The 18,106-nt window shown below is 72.0% G+C and carries 11 protein-coding genes and 1 pseudogene; 8 read left to right on the top strand and 4 right to left on the bottom strand.

What is annotated here, in order from left to right; genetic code table 11:
• Positions 1–149: 149 nt before the first annotated feature.
• The 8 genes and pseudogenes from ACZ4XX_RS39530 to ACZ4XX_RS39495 all read left to right on the top strand — a co-directional run bounded on the left by ACZ4XX_RS39530 (position 150) and on the right by ACZ4XX_RS39495 (position 7,921).
• The gene (locus ACZ4XX_RS39530) at positions 150–3,500 is read left to right on the top strand and encodes an FkbM family methyltransferase (RefSeq protein ID WP_468512651.1); all 3,351 of its coding nucleotides are present in this window, start codon (positions 150–152) and stop codon (positions 3,498–3,500) included.
• Positions 3,473–4,054 (top strand): annotated as a pseudogene (locus ACZ4XX_RS39525) (3-hydroxyacyl-CoA dehydrogenase family protein); the annotation flags it as partial. The gene ACZ4XX_RS39530 and the pseudogene ACZ4XX_RS39525, both read left to right, overlap by 28 nt.
• The gene (locus ACZ4XX_RS39520; protein ID WP_452826883.1) at positions 4,037–4,369 is read left to right on the top strand and encodes a 3-hydroxyacyl-CoA dehydrogenase family protein; all 333 of its coding nucleotides are present in this window, start codon (positions 4,037–4,039) and stop codon (positions 4,367–4,369) included. The pseudogene ACZ4XX_RS39525 and the gene ACZ4XX_RS39520, both read left to right, overlap by 18 nt.
• A gap of 49 nt (positions 4,370–4,418) precedes the next feature.
• Positions 4,419–4,673, top strand: coding sequence for an acyl carrier protein (locus ACZ4XX_RS39515; protein WP_468512650.1), 255 nt, complete (start codon positions 4,419–4,421; stop codon positions 4,671–4,673).
• A 25-nt stretch (positions 4,674–4,698) separates the two neighbouring features.
• Positions 4,699–5,877 (top strand): acyl-CoA dehydrogenase family protein, encoded by a 1,179-nt coding sequence (locus tag ACZ4XX_RS39510; protein ID WP_468512649.1) that lies wholly within the window; start codon positions 4,699–4,701, stop codon positions 5,875–5,877.
• Between the two features lie 3 nt (positions 5,878–5,880).
• Positions 5,881–6,906, top strand: coding sequence for an HAD-IIIC family phosphatase (locus ACZ4XX_RS39505; protein ID WP_468512648.1), 1,026 nt, complete (start codon positions 5,881–5,883; stop codon positions 6,904–6,906).
• Between the two features lie 113 nt (positions 6,907–7,019).
• The gene (locus tag ACZ4XX_RS39500; protein ID WP_468512647.1) at positions 7,020–7,664 is read left to right on the top strand and encodes a hypothetical protein; all 645 of its coding nucleotides are present in this window, start codon (positions 7,020–7,022) and stop codon (positions 7,662–7,664) included.
• Between the two features lie 59 nt (positions 7,665–7,723).
• Positions 7,724–7,921 (top strand): hypothetical protein, encoded by a 198-nt coding sequence (locus tag ACZ4XX_RS39495; protein WP_468512646.1) that lies wholly within the window; start codon positions 7,724–7,726, stop codon positions 7,919–7,921.
• A gap of 91 nt (positions 7,922–8,012) precedes the next feature.
• Here ACZ4XX_RS39495 and ACZ4XX_RS39490 read toward each other — a convergent pair whose 3' ends face one another.
• The 4 genes from ACZ4XX_RS39490 to ACZ4XX_RS39475 form a co-directional block, all read right to left on the bottom strand.
• Complete coding sequence (locus ACZ4XX_RS39490) at positions 8,013–9,233, bottom strand: cytochrome P450 (RefSeq protein ID WP_468512645.1); 1,221 nt, start codon at positions 9,231–9,233, stop codon at positions 8,013–8,015.
• A 204-nt stretch (positions 9,234–9,437) separates the two neighbouring features.
• Positions 9,438–9,635 (bottom strand): ferredoxin, encoded by a 198-nt coding sequence (locus tag ACZ4XX_RS39485; protein WP_468512644.1) that lies wholly within the window; start codon positions 9,633–9,635, stop codon positions 9,438–9,440.
• An 85-nt stretch (positions 9,636–9,720) separates the two neighbouring features.
• Positions 9,721–11,094, bottom strand: a complete 1,374-nt coding sequence (locus ACZ4XX_RS39480; protein ID WP_468512643.1) for an NAD(P)/FAD-dependent oxidoreductase — start codon at positions 11,092–11,094, stop codon at positions 9,721–9,723.
• 34 nt (positions 11,095–11,128) lie between these two features.
• On the bottom strand, positions 11,129–18,106 hold a 6,978-nt coding region (locus ACZ4XX_RS39475), incomplete at its 5' end, for an SDR family NAD(P)-dependent oxidoreductase (RefSeq protein ID WP_468512642.1).

Raw genomic sequence — 18,106 nt, 5'->3', positions numbered from 1 at the left:
GTTCCACCAACGACCAAACCCCCCCCCCCACCCCCCCCCCCTCCCCCCCCACCCCCCCCCCCCCCCCCCCCCCCCCCCCCCCCCCCCCCCCCCCCCCCCCCCCCCCCCCCCCCCCCCCCCACGGCCGCCCCCCAGGAGGAGACCCGCACATGACCCACCACCGGCGAACGCGGCTCTACTGCTTCGCGCACGCGGGAGCGGGGACCTCCTCGTTCCACGGCTGGGACGCCGTCCTCGGACCGGACGTCGACGTCGTCCCCCTCTCCCTGCCCGGCCGGGGCGACCGGCGCGGCGAACCGCGGATCACCGACCGCGAGGCCCTCCTCGCCGACCTGATGGAGCGGTTCACCGACGCCCCGTCAGGACCCTTCGCCCTGTACGGGCACAGCCTCGGCGCGATGGTCGCCTACACCGTGACCCGCGCACTGCACGAGGCGGGACTGCCCGGGCCCTCCCTCCTCGCCGTCGGAGCCTGCCCGCCGCCCGCCACCGCGTCCCCGCTCTCCGAAGCCCACCGGGCCCCGGACGCCGAACTGCTCCGGCTGCTGGACGCCCTGGGCGCCGTCCCGGAGGGCGCGCGGCCGGGCGGTCTCTGGTACCGCACCGTGCTCCCGGTGCTCCGCGACGATCTCGCCCTCGCCGACGCGCTGCGTGCCGCGGCCCTGCGCCCCCTCGCGCGCGGAGCCCTGTCCGTACCGCTGCTCGTGGTGACGGGCGAGGACGATCCGATGGCCGGACCTGCGGAGACGGCCGACTGGCACCGGTGGACCGACGGGCCGGTGACGCGGCGCACCGTGCCCGGTGACCACTACTTCACGGGGGGCCGGGAACTGCCCCGGCTGCTCGCCGCCGCGTGCCGTCCTCCGGGGCGCGGTACCGGCCGTGAGGACGCACCCCACTGCTGCTCCGCTCCGGCTCTAGCCGCGACCGACAAGGTCGAGGCGACAACGGACATCCTCGGAGGGGAACGGGGCTGCATTGGGCGCTCGCACCCGTCCGGCCGGCCGATATCTCCAGGGAGAGGCATGAGCCCCTACACGATCACAGCCGATGAGACGCGCGAAGCGACAGGTCAGGCGCCCGCGCGGGTCTCGTGGCACCTCACGCTGGCCACAGCGGCCGACGGCGGGGCCCTGGAGGCCGGCGTCACGGCGCTCACGGCTCCGCAGGGCACCCGCTCGGACGCCACGTCGGGCGTGGTGTCGAAGGTGGGCATCGGCGCCGCCGAAGGCGGCCATCGCGCCGCGGTCCTGACCGGTCCGGAGGGTGCGGCCGCGCTGGGCTCGGCGCAGCCGGGGACGCCGGCCCCGCCGACGGCCTTCATGTTCCCGGGCCTGGGCGACCACCACCTGAACATGGGGCGCGACCTCTACCGCGACTTCCCGGTGTTCCGGGTGGAGGTCGACCGCTGTGCCGAGGCACTCGCCCCCGAACTCGGCCTGGACATCCGCGAGATCATCTTCTCCGCCGCGCCGGCCGCGCAGGACGAGCCCGCCCGGGGCATGGACCTGCGCCGCATGCTGGGCCGTGACTCCGGTGCGCAGAGCGCCGACGAGCGTCGGCTGAACGCCACCCGGGTGGCGCAGCCGGCGCTGTTCGTCGTCGAGTACGCGCTGGCCTCGCTCTGGGCCTCGTGGGGTGTCCGGCCCTCGGTCATGATCGGCTACAGCCTCGGCGAGTACGTCGCCGCCACGCTCGCCGGTGTCCTGTCGCTCCCCGACGCGCTGACCCTGGTCGCCCGTCGTGCGGCGCTGATCGACACCCTCCCCGAGGGCGCGATGCTCGCGGTCACGGCGGACGAGGAGACGGTGCGCGGGCTGCTGGGCGAGAGCCTCTCGCTGTCCGCGGTCAACGGCCCGGACTTCTGCGTGGTGGCCGGACCGGTCGCGGACGTCGAGGCGCTGGAGTCGGCGCTGACGGAGCGGGGTGTCGTCAACCGCCGTGTCCAGACCACGCACGCCTTCCACTCCTCGATGATGGAGCCGATCGCGGACCGGGTCACCGAGCTCGCGCGGACGTTCACCCTGAACGCCCCCCGGATCCCGTACCTCTCCAACGTCACCGGTCTGCCCATCACCGACGAGCAGGCCACCGACCCCGCGTACTGGGCCCGTCACCTGGTCAGCACCGTCCGCTTCGCCGACGGTCTGCGCAGCCTCGGCGAGGGCAACCTGCTCCTGGAGGCGGGGCCGGGCCAGACGCTGAACAGCATGGCGACGGCGGTCCTCGGAGCCGGCGCGGGCCAGGGCATCGCCTCGATGCGGCACCCGCTGGAGCGCCACTCCGACACGTCAGTGGTGCTCAAGGCGCTGGGCCGGCTGTGGCTCGCCGGTCTGGAGGTCGGTGACGGCTTCCCCCGGACCACCCTGGACGTCGACGCCGCCGCCGGGCAGCCGGAGCGCGAGGACGCCGGCCACGAGCCCACCGAGACCGAGCGCTCGCTGCACGCGGTGTGGGCCCGACTGCTGAAGACCGAGGAGCTGCCCTACGACGTCAGCTTCTTCGAGCTCGGCGGCAACTCGCTGCTCGCCACCCGCATGGTCCTCAGGATCAGCCGTACCTTCGGTGTCGAGCTGTCGCTCCGCCAGGTGTACGAGTGGGCGACCCTCGTCCGCATGGCCGCCGCGATCGACACGCTGATCGCGGGCGGCGACCCCTCCGAGGCCGTCGCCGGCGCGGGCTCCTCGCACACGGGCAGTTCGCTCGCCCGCTTCGAGCTGCCCAACGGCCTGAAGATCTCGCACCAGAACGAGGCGGAGACCCGTCACTTCTACGAGGACATCTTCGACCACCGTACGTACGCGAAGAACGGCATCACCCTGCCGGACGGTGCCACCGTCGTGGACGTCGGCGGCAACATCGGCCTGTTCACGCTGTTCTCGCACTACGAGGCCAAGGACGTGCGGGTCTACACCTTCGAGCCGGCGCCGCCGCTGTTCGAGCTGCTGAGCCAGAACGTCGCCGAGCACGGGGTCGACGCGAAGCTGTTCAACATCGGCATCTCGGACGCCGAGACCGAGGCGACGTTCACCTTCTACCCGCGCAGCTCCGGCATGTCGTCCTTCCACCCGGACGAGGCGGAGGAGAAGCACAACCTGCGCACGATCATCGAGAACCAGCAGAAGGCCGGCGCCGACGAGGAGTTCGCGCAGATCGGCTCGTACGCCGAGGAGCTCATGGACGTCCGCTTCGAGGCGATCGAGTTCACCGCCCGGCTGCGGCCGCTGAGCGCGGTCATCCGCGAGCAGGGCATCGAGCGCATCGACCTCATCAAGGTCGACGTGCAGAAGAGCGAGCGCCAGGTCCTCGACGGGATCGCCGACGAGGACTGGCCGAAGATCCAGCAGATGGTGCTGGAGGCGCACGACGCCGACGGCGAGGTGGCCCGCATCGTGCGGCTGCTGGAGGGCCACGGCTTCCAGGTCAAGGCCGAGCAGGACGAGCTCTACGTCGGCACGGACATCCACAACATCTACGCCGTACGCGGCGCCGCACTGTAGACGGAGTCGGACCAGCGATGGAATTCAAGACAGTAGGCGTGGTCGGCGCCGGTGTGATGGGCGTCGGCGTCGCGCAGAACCTCGCGCAGACCGGTCACCAGGTCGTCCTGGTGGACGTCTCGGACGAGGTGCTCGACAACGCGCGGCAGGAGCTGCGCAACAGTCTGCGCGCGTTCGCGCTCTTCAACAGGAACTCGGGTGTCGACCCGAAGGCGGTCTTCGAGAAGATCGAGTTCACCACCGACTACGAGCGGCTCGGCGCGGCGGACTTCGTCGTCGAGAACGTCACCGAGGACTGGGGCATCAAGCAGAAGGTCTACGCGGACCTCGACCGCATCTGCCGCCCCGACGTGACGTTCGCGGTCAACACCTCGGCGATCTCGATCACCCGGGTCGGATCGGTCACGAAGCGGCCTGAGCAGATCGTCGGCATGCACTTCATGAACCCGGTGCCGATGAAGCCGATGGTCGAGGTGATCCGCGGTCACCACACGACGCCCGAGACGATCGACACCGCCCGCCGCTTCCTCGCGGAGATGGGCAAGGAGTGCATCGTCGTCGAGGACGTCCCGGGCTTCGTGTCCAACCGCGTCCTGATGCTCACCATCAACGAGGCCGCGTTCCTCGTACAGGACGGGGTGGCTCCCGCCGCCGACGTCGACCGCATCTTCAAGACGTGTTTCGACCACCGCATGGGCCCGCTGGAGACCGCGGACCTCATCGGGCTGGACACCATTCTGAAGTCCGTCGAGGTGCTCTACGAGAGCTTCAACGACAGCAAGTACAGGCCGGCGCCCCTGCTCAAGAAGATGGTGGCCGCGGGGCTCCTCGGGCGGAAGAGCGGCGAGGGCTTCCACAAGTACCGCTGAATTCCCGGCACCCCACCCCGACGGACCCAGACGACAGGACGGAAGAGAAATGACCACGGACAACAGGGCGAAGATCGCGGAGTACCTCTCCCGGTTCTTCCCGGTGCACGACCTGAAGGACGAGGACGACATCTTCGAGCTCGGCTTCGTCAGCTCGATGTTCGCCATGCAGCTCGTCTCCTTCGTCGAGCACGAGTTCGCCATCGAGATCGACAACGACGACCTGGAGTTCGACAACTTCCGTTCCGTCAAGGCGCTCGACGACTTCGTCGCCCGCAAGCTGTCCACCGCGGCGACGCGGTAGTACGAGAGAGCGGAGACGTCGTCCCATGAGTAGTGCGCTGACCCCGGCGCAGGCGCGGGCCCAGAAGGAGTTCCGGGCCTTCGCCGACCGTCACATCGTTCCGTACGCCGACGAGTACCACCGGGCCCAGCGCACGCCGCCGGAGGCCGTCGAGCAGCTTGCCACCGAGGGCCTGCTCGGCCTCTCGGTCCCCGAGGAGTACGGCGGGGGCGGCTGCGACGCGGTGACGCTCGGGCTGCTGGCCGGGGAGCTGGGCCGTGCCTGCTCCTCGCTGCGCAGCCTGCTGACCGTGCACACGATGGTGGCGCACGCGGTACTGCGCTGGGGCAGCCGCTCCCTCAAGGAGCACTGGCTGCCCCGGCTGGCCCGCGGCGAGAGCATCGGCGCGCTGGCGGTGTCCGAACCGGACGTCGGCAGCGACGCGGGGGGCGTGACCGCGCGCCTCACCCGGGACGGCGACGACTGGGTGCTGGACGGCCACAAGAAGTGGACGACGTACGGCGAGACCGCCGACGTGTTCCTCGTCGTCGCCCGTTCGGAGGAGGGCCCCACGGCCGTCCTCGTCGAGCGGGGCACCGAGGGGCTGCGCACCGAGCTGATCGAGGACCTGATCGGCATCAGGGCGTCGATGACGGCGAACGTGTACTTCGACGGGTGCCGGGTGCCGGGCGGGAACCTCCTCGCCCGGCCCGGTCTCGGCGTCTCCCATGTGGTCGGCGCCGCCCTCGACCTCGGCCGGTACACGGTCGGGTGGGGCTGCGTCGGCATTCTCGACGCGTGCGTGGAGGCGAGTGTCGACTACGCGGGCGCCCGGCACCAGTTCGGCTCGGCGATCAAGGACCACCAGCTGGTCAGGCGGCTCATCACCAACATGTACACGGACGCGCGTGCCGCCCGGCTGCTGTGTCTGGAGGCCGGCCGGCTGCGGGACCTGCGCGATCCGGGCGCCCTGGCGGGGACCTCGACGGCGAAGTACTTCGCCTCGTCGGCGGCCACCAGGGCCGCGGCCGACGCGGTGCAGATCCACGGCGCCAACGGGTGCGGTTCCGAGTACCCCGTCCAGCGCCTTCTCGGCGACTCCAGGGTGATGGAGATCATCGAGGGAAGTTCTCAGATCCATCAAGTAGGGCTCGCCGAGTACGCGTTCCAGGAGCGTGCGCTCGAACGCCGCGGTGCGACCGGTGCGAAGAACGGGAGTGAGTGACGCATGACGACCGTCAAGTGTGTGGTGTGGGACCTCGACAACACCGTCTGGGACGGGGTGCTGCTGGAGGACGGGGACGTGAAGCTGCGGCCCGGAGTCGTGGAGGTGATCCGCACCCTGGACGAGCGCGGCATCCTGCACTCGGTCGCCAGCCGCAACGACCACGACGCCGCCATGGCGAAGCTGGAGGAGTTCGGCATCGCCGAGTACTTCCTCTATCCGCAGATCAGCTGGGACAACAAGTCGGACTCCGTCCGGGTGATCGCCGAGACGATCAACATCGGGATCGACACGCTGGCCTTCGTCGACGACCAGCCCTTCGAACGCGACGAGGTCTCCTTCGCGCACCCGCAGGTGCTGTGCGTCGACGCCCTGGACGCCGAGCGCCTCCCGGAGCTGCCCCGGATGCAGCCGCGGTTCGTCACCGAGGACTCCCGCGAGCGCCGGCACCTCTACCGGGCCGACGCCCGGCGCAACCAGGCGGAGGAGACCCACCACGGAACCAACGAGGAGTTCCTGACCTCGCTGGGGATGCGCTTCGTCATCTCCCCGGCCAAGGAGCGCGACCTCCAGCGCGCCGAGGAGCTGACGGTCCGCACGAACCAGCTCAACGCCACCGGGTACACCTACTCGTACGACGAGCTGAACGAGTTCCGCCGGTCGCCCGATCACGACCTGCTGGTCGCCGGGCTCGAGGACACCTACGGAACGTACGGGAAGATCGGCCTGGCCCTCGTGGAGCGGGGGGACGACGTCTGGACGGTGAAGCTGCTGCTGATGTCCTGCCGCGTGATGTCCCGCGGCGTGGGCTCCGCGCTCCTCGTCCACCTCATCCGCCGGGCCGCGGAGGCCGGTGTGAAGCTGCGCGCCGAGTTCGTTCCGACCAGTCGCAACCGCACGATGTACGTCACGTACAAGTTCGCCGGGTTCCGTGAGCTGGAGAAGCACGGCGAGCTGTCCGTCCTGGAGCACGACGGCGCCCGCGTCCCCCGGTTCCCGCCGTACATGGAGGTCGTCCTCGAGGGCTGAGCGTCCGCCGAACGACCCGTCCCCGCCGGGGCCGACTCTTCCTGGACAGGGTTTTGAGTCGGCCTCCAGGGCTCTCCCCGATACTGGCCGTGCAGCCGACGGGGAGGAAGCAGATGGTGACGCAGACACGGTGCGAAGCGGCCGATTGCCGCCGGAACCGGCAGTCCGGGAGGCCCGAACCGCGAGTCGCGGCTCCGGGCCGGCGGCTCTGCACGGTCTGCCGGAGCAGGCTGAGGGAAGACCTCATCAGCCTGCCCGGACTGTACGACAGCTGTGAGGACGCGCTGACACCGACGATCCCGGTGCTCACGGAGCGGGTCACCTCCGGTCGTTCCCGTCAGGGAATCAGGCTCAACGAGGCCGCTCTTCAGGCGCGCGGCGACATGCTGCCGGTGCTCGCCTCGTGGGCCGGCGTGATCGTCTCCCAGCGTGGTGTGGCAGGGCCCCGGCAGCGTGAGGCACGGCCTCTGGCCGCCTTCCTCCGGCTCCATCTCGACTGGCTGGCCGCCCACTCGGCCGCGGCGGAGTTCGCGGCCGAGATCCGGCGGGTCGCCAACATCGCCCGCTCCGCCGTGAAGCCGATGCCGGTCGTGCAGCGCGACCTCGGCCCGTGCCCCGTGGACGACTGCGCGGAACACGTCCGGGTGTCCGTGCGGGACGACCCCGGCCTGACCCATACGGTGCGCTGCGCGGCCGGTCACGCCGTGCCGCCCAGTCAGTGGCTGATGCTGAGCGCTCTGGGCGCCCTGAGCGACTGAGCGACCGAGACCCGTTCCGAGGTGTCATCCGACCGAGCCCGGCGTCCACGGAGGCGACCATGACCGCAGTCAACAGCCCGCGCGCCCGTACGATCCCCACCCAGCTGGCCGCCATCGCCGCCGGTGTGCCCGAGGCCACGATCCGCAAGTGGGCCAGCCGGGGCAAGCTCACCCGGTACGGGCGCCCCGGCCGTGCGGAGTACTCCCTGCAGGAACTGACCGCGCTGCTGGAGCAGAGGGCCGCGCGTTCGGCCTGAGCGCGGCCGTCCCCGGGGACGGCCGTACCCGTGTCGGAGCAGGTCACCGCCGCTGCTTCCGGAAGACCCGTCTTCCGGAAGCAGCGGCGTTTCACCAGGTGACCGGAAGCCGGTGGACGCCGTAGATGCCCATGTCGCTGCGGAGCGGGACCTCGGACGCCGGGATCGCGAGGCGCAGGTCCGGGAACTCGCGCAGGAGGCCGTTGAAGGCGATCCGCATCTCGATGCGCGCGAGCTGCTGGCCCAGGCACTGGTGGATGCCGTGGCCGAAGGCCAGGTGTCCGCCGGCGTTGCGGGTGATGTCCAGGTCCTCGGCGTCGCCGAACTTCTTCGGGTCGCGGTTGGCGGCGGCCATCGACACGGTGACGGTCTCTCCCGCCCTGATCAGACGGCCGCCGACCTCGACGTCCTCCAGGGCGGCGCGGATCAGCCCGACGTGCATGATGCTGAGGTGGCGGAGCAGCTCCTCGACCGCTCCGTCGACGAGCTCCGGCTTCTCCCGCAGCAGCCGGAGCTGGTCCGGGTGGCGCAGCAGCGCGAACGTTCCCAGCGACAGCATGTTGGCCGTGGTCTCGTGGCCCGCGACCAGGAGCAGAAGGGCGATGCCGACCAGCTCCACGTCGGTCAGGTCGCTCTCGGCGGCCAGGCTCGAGAGCAGGTCGCCGGTCGGTTCGGCGCGCTTCCGCTGGAGGAGCTCGTTCAGGTAGACGTGCAGGGCCCCGAACGCCTGTCCGACCTCCTCCGGGTTCTGGGCGAGCTCGAAGATCGCCGAGGAGTTCTTCTGGAAGAAGTCGTGGTCCTCGTAGGGGACACCGAGCAGCTCACAGATCATCAGGGAGGGGATCGGCAGCGCGAAGTCGGCGACGAGGTCGGCCTCCGGGCCCTTCGCGCGCATGGCGGCGAGCTGCTGGTCGGTGATCTCCTGGACCCGCGCCTCCAGCTGCCGCATCCGCCGGACGGTGAACTGACCGGTGAGCAGCTTGCGGTAGCGGGTGTGGTCCGGCGGGTCCATGAAGATGAAGCCGCCGGGCATCGCCGCCTGCGGCTCCTGGTCGAGCACCGGCGAGTGCTGGAGCTCGCTGCGGGCGCTGAAGCGGGGGTCGGTCAGCACCTGCTTGGCGAGCGCGTGCTCGGTGACGAGCCAGCCCACCGTGCCGTCGGGATGGGCGAGCGGGCTGACGGGCTCCTGCTCGCGGAGGCGGGTGAGCTCGGCCGGCGGGGTGAAAGGACACGTGCGGGTCAGCGGCAGCGGCTGCGGCCGGTCCGCCGGGTCCGTGGCCCGAGCGTCTATCCGGGCGGCATCGATCGTCATTCCTGTCTCCGATTTCGGGGCGTGGCCGTTGCCGTGGTACGGAACGGTGGGAGAAACGCCGAGAGGACCGTCCGGAACGAAACTCGGACGGTCCTCTCGGCGAGAACACTTTTCACTGGGTTCGGCGATTCGGGCTGGACGTGGACACAGCGCTGCCGTACGAAAAGTGTGACAGGAACCGCCACATCCGGTCAAGGGTCCGGCTCAATCACTGGCCCATGTCAGGGCGCCCGCGGGGCAATTGGCGATCGCGTCGAGAACCGCCTCCTCCTGATCGGCCGGAACGCTCGACCGCAGCAACAGGACCTCCCCCGAATCCTCGCTCTGGTCGAAGACGGTTTCCGCGGTGAGGACGCACTGGCCCGATCCGACGCAGCGGTCGGGATCTACGGTGATCTGCATTTCGGGTTTCCTCCGTGACATCTGTGGGGCGATTCCCTGTTCGGTGAGGGCCTGTCCGGTGACGGCTCGTTCGGCGGGCGCTTCTTCAGCGGGCGCCGCGGGCGAGCGCCTCGACGAGGTCGGCGTGACCGGGCCCCGTGGCGGCGGCCGGACGCCATCCCGTGCTCCACAGGGACCGCAGCCGCTCCCGGTTCTCCGGGGTGTCCAGCTCTTCGAGCGGTGCCAGCAGGTTCGCGCAGCGCTGGGCCGCCACCCACAGGTCGTGGTCCCGCTCGCCCGCGTCCATCAGCGTGAACACGTTCACCGGGGGGACGCCCGCGGGCTGGGGGAGCGGCTGCCCGGCGAGCGCGGCCTGCCACACCCGGGTGCGGACGAGGTCCGACTGGACCGAGTCGTCGAAGTAGGGCCGGACCCAGGCGACCGCCTCGGCGTTGACCTGCGGAGCGAGGTCGGGCAGATGGTCCGGGGCCTCGGCGAACGCCGAGGCGAGCAGGACCGCCTGGTGCAGGGCCACCGAGGCGCCGCGTCCGAACGCCGGGTCCGTCGTGCACAGGGCGTCGCCGAGCAGGAAGTAGCCGGCGGGCGCGTCCCCGGCAGGGCGGCGGAGCGTGTTGCGGAGCCCCGCCATGGGCGCCACCTCGGTCAGCGCCTCGGCGGCCTCCGGCCGCAGCCACGGCTCGAACTCCTCGAAGAGCGCCGTGACCTGGTCGAAGCCCTCCGGTTCGCGCAGCGCCTTCAGTTCGTTGTCGTCCGGGAGCCTGCCGATGCCGATCGCGAACGTCCGGTTGTCGTGGTAGAAGAGCCCGGCGCCGAAGCCGTCCCCCGCCACCATGGTGGTCACGCCACGGGTGAGCGGCGGCCGTTCCGCTCCGTCGCGCAGCCGGAAGAACCGGGTGTTGTAGACGACGCCGCAGTCCACGTCCTGTTCCAGGACGGTGAAGTCGTCGCGGAACGGCGAGCGGCGGCCGGCCGCGTCGATGAGGACGTCCGCGTCGACGGCGCCGTCGCGCACGTGCACGCCGTGGACGCGGCCCTCACGGATCTCGGCACGGCGCACCGAGGTCCCGTAGCGGATGTCGACGGCGGGCTCCTTGCGCAGGGCGCGGTGCAGGGCCCACTCCACGACCGGCCGCCGGGCCGCCAGCACGGCGAGTTCCGGGTCGCCGCCGGCCGCTCCGGACGGCGTCGCGACGCTCACCTCCTCCACCCCGTGGGCCAGCAGGTCGTCGTACACGTCCGGCAGGTGGGTGCGCAGGTCCCTTCGGAACAGCCCCAGGAAGGTGTGGAGCTGCCGCGTCTGCGGTGCTCCCGGGCGGTGCCAGTCGACGATGCCGTCGAGGCCGGCGGGCGGGGCCTGGTCCCGTTCGAGCACGGTGACGCCGAAGCCCCGGCGGGCCAGCAGCAGCGCCACCGACAGGCCGGCGATCCCGCCGCCCATCACCACGATCCGAGCGCTCATGGTCTTCTCCTCATTCATGTGTCGGGCGGCCCGGTCAGGCGGCGATGTCGCCGAGGACGAGGTTCAGGGCCTGGTCGATCTCCGAGTCGCTCAGCTCACCGGCCATCCGCAGGACGTCGTCGGACTCGGTCGGCCGTGCCGCGGTCCCGCGCTGGGCCAGCTCGACGAGCTGGGCCAGCAGCCCGCTCTCGCGCAGCAACGCCGGATCGACCTTGTCGACGGCCCAGCGGGCCGCCGCGAGGGTGTCCTGCGGCGGGCTGTCCGGTTCGGCGTCACCGAACCGGAGCCTGCGCAGGAGGAACTCGGCGATGGCGCGGGGCGTCGGGTAGTCGAACGCCAGCGTGCTGGGCATCTCGGTGCCCGTCTGCGCGGCGATCCGGTTCTTCAGTTCGACGGACATCAGCGAGTCGAGGCCGAGTTCCTTCAGCGGCTTCTCCGTGGTGACGGCGTGCATGCCCGGCAGGCCGGCGGCGGCTGCCACCTCACCGCGGACGAAGTCGGTGAGGGCCTCGAAGCGTTCCGCGTCGCCCAGTGCGGCGAGCCGCTCCAGGAACTCCGATCCGCGTTCCGCGGCGGCTGCGGCCTGCCGCAGCTTCGGCCGGACCAGGGAGCGCATCAGCGGCGGCAGTTCCTCCTGCCGGTGCAGGGCCTCCAGGTCCAGCTTGACCGGGACGAGCCGCGTCTCCGGCCGGCGCAGAGCCTCGTCGAACAGGGCGAGTCCCTCCGCGACCTCGAGGGCGCGGGCGCCTCCGCGCCGCATCCGGGCGAGTTCGGCCTCGCCGAGGTGTGCGGTCATTCCCGCGCCGTCCTGGTTCCACAGGCCCCAGGCGAGGCTGAGCCCCGCGAGGCCCCGCTTGCGGCGGTGGGCGGCGAAGGCGTCGAGGAAGGCGTTCGCGGCCGCGTAGTTGCTCTGCCCGGGGGAGCCGAACGTGCCGGCCACCGAGGAGAACAGGACGAAGTCCGCCAGGTCCAGGCCCGCGGTCAGCGCGTGCAGGTGGTAGGCGCCGTCGACCTTGGGCGCCAGCACGGCGGCCATCCGCCGCTCGTCCTGGTTGCGGGCGATGCCGTCGTCGATCACGGCGGCCAGGTGGACGACCGACGTCAGGGGGTGCGTCGGGTCGACCGCGGCGAGCGCCGCGGCCACGTCCTCGCGGCGGCTGACGTCGCAGGCGACGAGCCGCACGCTCTGTGCGCCGGCCGCCTCCAGCTCGGCCACCAGGGCATCCGCGCCGGGAGCCGCGGCGCCGCTGCGCGAGGTCAGGACCAGGTGCCGCACACCGTGCTCCCGTACCATCCGCTCCGCGACGGCCCGGCCGAGCGCACCCGTGCCGCCGGTGATCAGCGCGGTCCCCTCGGGGTCCGGCGTCCGCGGCACGGTCAGCACCAGCTTGCCGACGTGACGGCCCTGCGCCATGAACCGGAAGGCGCTGGGCGCGTCCCGGAGGTCGTACGCCTGGAACGGCAGGGGTTCGATCGCCCCCGAGGCCAGCAGGTCCGAGATCTCCCGCAGGATGCCCTGGATGTGGTCGGGGCCGGAGTCCATGAGGTCGAACGCCCGGTAGGACACCCCGGGATGGGCGGCGGAGACGTCGTCCGCGTCGCGGATGTCGGTCTTGCCCATCTCCAGGAACCGGCCGCCGCCGGACAGCAGCCCCAGCGTCGCGTCCACGAACTCCCGGGCCAGCGAGTTCAGCACGACGTCGATGCCCCGATCGCGCCACGCGTCCGCGAACTCCGTGTCGCGGGACGAGGCGATGTGGTCGTCGTCGAGGCCCATGCGGTGCAGCACCGGCCACTTGCCGGCGCTCGCCGTGCCGTACACCTCGGCGCCGAAGTGCCGGGCGAGCTGTACGGCCGCCATGCCGACACCGCCGGCCGCGGCGTGGATCAGGACCTTCTCGCCGGGACGCAGCCCGCCGAGGTCGACCAGACCGTGGTAGGCGGTCAGGAAGGTCAGGGGTACGGTCGCGGCCTCGGCGAACGTCAGGAAGTCCGGGATGCGGGCCATGACCCGGGCATCGGCCCGCACCTCGGTACCGAAGGAGCCCACGGCGAGGCCCATCACCCGGTCGCCGACCCGCAGATGCGTCACGTCGGCCCCGGCCTCCAGGACCACCCCGGCGCACTCCAGGCCGAACTTCGGCGCGTGGACCATGTCCAGGGCGTTGAGGACGTCACGGAAGTTCAGCCCTGCGGCACGCACCTCGACGCGTACCTCGCCGGCGCCCAGGGGCTCGGCGGAGTCCAGGGGCACGACCGCGAAGGCGTCGAGGCGTCCCTTCTCGGGGACGTCCAGCGCCCACGGGCCGGCGTCCGGCCCCGGCACCCGTACGGCGTCGCCGGCCCCGGCCCGTACCAGCCGCGGGGCGAGCAGCACGTCGCCGCGGAGGACGAGTTCCGGCTCGTCCTGGGCGGTGATCGCCGCGGCCGCCAGTTCGGGGCTCTCGGAGTCCGCCGCGATGTCGACAAGACGCAGGCTCCGCTCCGGGTTCTCGGCACGGACCGAACGGACCAGGCCCCACAGGGGTGCCGTGCCCAGGGCGTCGACCACGTCGTCCGGCCGGGTGGCGACGGCGTCGCCCGTCACCCAGACGACCTCGGTGTCCGCCAGCGCCGGATCGGCCAGCAGCCGCTGTACGAGGGCCAGTTCGGTGACGGCGGTGTGCCGGGCCCACGCGGGCACCGTGACGTCGTCCGTCTCGGCCGGCCTGAGCGTACGGTCGACGACGATACGGCGCGGAGCCGGGTCCGCCGCCAGCAGGGCGTCCAGGTCCGGGTGGGCGAGGGCGCCGAGCGAACGCTCCACGATCCCGCCGGCGCCGAGGACCAGGGTCCCGGCCACGGCGGCCAGGGGCGCGCTGCCGTCCGTCTCCACGGGCTGGAACTCCACCCGGTACAGGTGGTCGGAGTCCGCCCGGCCCACTCCCCGGAGCTGCTCGGCGGTGGCCCGCTGCAACTCCAGGCCGCGGGCATGCGCCACCGGGGCGCCGGTCCCGTCGGCCAGCAGCACCGACGCCCGGGCAGGACCGTCGTCGGCGGACGGTTCCAGCTCGACCCGCACCCGCAGTTCGGTGCCGCCGGTCGCGTACAGCGCCACGTCCGTCCACGCGAACGGAAGGAGCACGGAGTCACCGCCGGTGTCCCCGTCCGGCGCGGAGGTCCCGGCCAGCGTGTGCAGGGCGGCATCGAACAGGGCCGGGTGCACGCCGAAGCCGGCGACGTCCAGCCCGCCGTCGGACGGCAGGACGATCCGGCCGTACGCGACGCGGCCACGGCGCGACAGCTCGGTGAGGCCCCGGAAGGCCGGGCCGTAGTGCACGCCCTTGTCGGCCATCCCCTCGTAGAAGCCGGTCAGGTCGACCCGTTCGGTGCCGGGCACCGGCCAGGTGCTCAGCTCGGCGTGCGGGGGAGCCGCCTCCGCGTCGCCGTCGGCCAGCACGCCTTCGGCGTGCAGGGTCCAGATCCGCTGGTCGGCGGCTTCCTCCGGCTGACTGTGGATCGCGATCGTGCGCCGGCCCTCGGCCGACGGAACACCGACGCGCACCTGGATCCGCACCCGGGCGTCGCCGGCGAGGACGAGCGGCCGCGCGAGGGTGAGATCCGCGACGCGGTCCGCTCCCACGGCCCGGGCGGCCGCCCAGGCCAGGTCCAGCAGACCGGTCCCGGGGAGCAGGACCGCGCCGAAGACCGCGTGGTCCACCAGCCAGGGGTGCTCGGACGGGGACAGGACGCCCGACAGCAGGTGCCCGTCGTCGCCGGCGAGCGTCGCCGTCGCGGTCAGCCAGGGGTGACCGCCGGGGAGGAGCCCGGAACCCCGTACGTCTCCGGAGGACCTGGACTCCTTCCAGTACCGCTCGTGCTGGAAGGCGTAGGTGGGCAGTGCTGGCCGGTGCCCGGAGGCGGCGGGCAGGACACGGCGCCAGTCCACGGGGTGACCGCCGGTGTGCAGCCGGGCCAGCCCGCCGAGCAGGACGACGGCCTCACCGACACCACCGGCATCGCCCGCGTCCGCGGCGTTCTTGCGCATGCTCGGCGTGAAGTGCGCCGTCGTCAGGGTCTGCGTGCCCATGTGGGTGAGGGCCGGGGCCGGCCCGCACTCCAGGAAGCGGCGGACACCGTGCTCGTCGAACGTGGCGAGGGCGTCGGTGAACCGGACGGCCTCCCGGACCTGGCGCACCCAGTGGTGCGGGCTGCGGACGCCCTGGCCGGGAGCCGTGTCCGCGGCGTGCCATCCGCCGGTGACGGTGTCGACGAGGGGAATCGTCGGGGCGTCGTAGCCGAGACTCTCGGCGATGTCCGCGTACGCGTCGAGCATGGCGTCCATGTGGGCGCTGTGGAACGCGTGGGAGACGGTGAGCCGGTGCGTGCGCCGGCCCAGGTCCGAGAAGTGCCGGGCCAGCGCCGCCAAGGGCTCGGCGTCGCCGCTGACGACGGTCTGGGTGGAGGTGTTGAGCGCGGCGACCGAGAGGCCCTCCCGCTCGCCGATGGCGTCGAGGACCTCGGCCTCGGTGGCCTCGACGGAGAGCATCGCGCCGTCGGACCGGCAGGCCTGCATGAGCCGGCCCCGGGCGACGACGAGCCGGGCGGCGTCTTCGAGGGAGAGCACCCCGGCGACGTGGGCCGCCGCCAGCTCGCCGACGGAGTGTCCGGCGACGGCGGTGGCGGTGACGCCCCACGACTCCCAGAGCCGGTAGAGGGCGACCTCCAGGGCGAACAGTGCGGGCTGGGTGAACTCCGTCGCGTCGATCTGCTTGTCGTCGCCGGCGTCGTCGGTGACGGTGGAGGTTGAGGTGGAGGTGGCGCTGTCCGTCGCGAGGACGATGTCGGCGAGGGGACGGCCGAGGTGCGGGTCGATGGCGGCGCAGAGGGCGTCGAAGGCGGTGCGGTAGGCGGCGAAGGTGTCGTAGAGCTGTCGTCCCATGCCGCGGTACTGACTGCCCTGCCCCGTGAACAGGACTCCGAGCCCGCCCTCGGTCCCGGGGGCGACCTGCCCGCGGACGAGCAGGGGATGCGATGCCCCCTCGGCGAGTGCCCGTAGGCCGGTGACGGCTTCTTCGGTGGTGGTGGCCAGGATTCCGGCGCGGACGTCGAAGTGGGTGCGGTGCATCGCGGCGGTGGTGGTGATCTCGGCGAGCGGGGTTTCGGGCCGGTCCTCGATCCAGTCCGCCCAGCGGGCGGCCTGTGCGCGTAGCGCGGCCTCGCTGCGACCGGAGACGAGGAGGGGGAGAGGGTGGTCCGAAGGGTTCTCCGGAGTCGACTCAGCCTCGGTCTTCGGGGCTTCTTCGAGGATGAGGTGGGCGTTGGTGCCGCTGAGGCCGAAGGAGGAGATGCCGGCTCGGCGGATGCGGTCGCCGCGCTTCCAGTCCTGGTTGTCCTGGAGGAGCTGGAGGCCGGTGTCGGTCCAGTCGATGTGGGGGCTGGGTTGGTCGGCGTGGAGGGTCTTGGGGAGCTGTTCGTGCTGGAGGGCGAGGACCATCTTGATGACGCCGGCGACGCCGGCCGCGGCCTGGGCGTGTCCGATGTTCGACTTCGACGAGCCGAGGTAGAGGGGCTGGTCGGTGTCGCGGGTCGGGCCGAACACCTCGGCGAGTGCGCCGGCCTCGATGGGGTCGCCGAGGGTGGTGCCGGTGCCGTGGGCCTCGACGGCGTCGATGTCGGCGGGGGTGAGACGGGCCGCCGCGAGTGCGTCTTGGACGACGCGCTGCTGGGAGGGGCCGTTGGGGGCGGTGAGGCCCTGGCTGCGGCCGTCCTGGTTGACGGCTGAGCCGCGGATGACGGCGAGGACCCGGTCGCCGTCGCGTTCGGCGTCGGAGAGGCGCTTGAGGAGGAGGATGCCGGCGCCTTCGGCCCAGCCGGCGCCGTCGGCATCGGCCGAGAAGCTCCTGCAGCGGCCGTCGGGGGAGAGTCCCCTGAGACGGCTGAACTCCACGAACGTCGCCGGCGTCGACATGACCGTGACGCCGCCGACGAGGGCGGTCTCGCACTCGCCGTTGCGCAGGGCGTTGACGCCCAGGTGGGTGGCGACCAGGGAGGAGGAGCAGGCGGTGTCGACGGTCAGTGCGGGGCCCTGAAGACCGAGGGAGTACGACACCCGGCCACTGATCACACTGTTCGCGTTGCCCGTGCTCACATAGCCGTCGAGAACGTCCAGGTCGTGGTTGTGGACGTTGTCGTAGTCGGAGCCCATCGTGCCCAGGTAGACGCCGGTGCGGCTCTCGCTGAGCGTCTCGGGGCGGATGCCGGCTCGTTCCAGGGCCTCCCAGGCGGTCTCCAGGACGATCCGCTGCTGCGGATCCATCCACTGCGCCTCGCGCGGCGAGATGCCGAAGAACTCCGCGTCGAAGCCTTCGACATCGGCGAGGAATCCGCCCTCACGGGCGTAGCTCTTGCCCACCGCCTCCGGGTCCGGGTCGTACAGGTTCTGTCCGCTCCACCGCGCGGGGAATCCGCTGATGGCGTCCCCGCCGGAGGACAGCAGGTCCCAGAAGGCTTCGGGGGTGTCGATGCCGCCGGGCAGTCGGCAGGCCATCGAGACCACGGCGATCGGTTCGTCGCCCGCTGTGCGGCGGGTGCGGCGGGTGGTGGCGGGCTTGGCGGATCCGGTCAGCGCGAGCTTGTCGAGGAGGAGTGTGGCGATGGCGGTCGGGGTGGGGTGGTCGAACGCCAGGGTCGCGGGCAGTGACACTCCCGTTTCCGCGGACAGGCGGCGGCGGAGTTCGACCGCCATGAGGGAGTCGATGCCCAGGTCCTTCAGCACCTGGTCCGGAGCGAGGGTGGTGGCGTCGGCGATGCCCAGGACGACCGCGGCCTCACCGCAGACCAGCCGGGCCAGCTCCTGACGGCGTTCGCCCTCCGGCAGCACCGCCAGACGCTCACGCAGGGAGCCGCCGTCGACGACGCCGGACGCACGGCGACGCCGGTTGCGGACGAGGGTGCGGAGGAGGGTGGGGAGGGTGTGGGTGTTGTCGTGTTCGCGTTGGAGGGTGCGGAGGTCGAGTTTGAGGGGGACGAG

The sequence above is a fragment of the Streptomyces sp. NPDC029956 genome (assembly GCF_055574655.1).
Note: the sequence above shows the minus strand (reverse complement) of the source record. Positions and strands in the feature narration are given on the sequence as shown.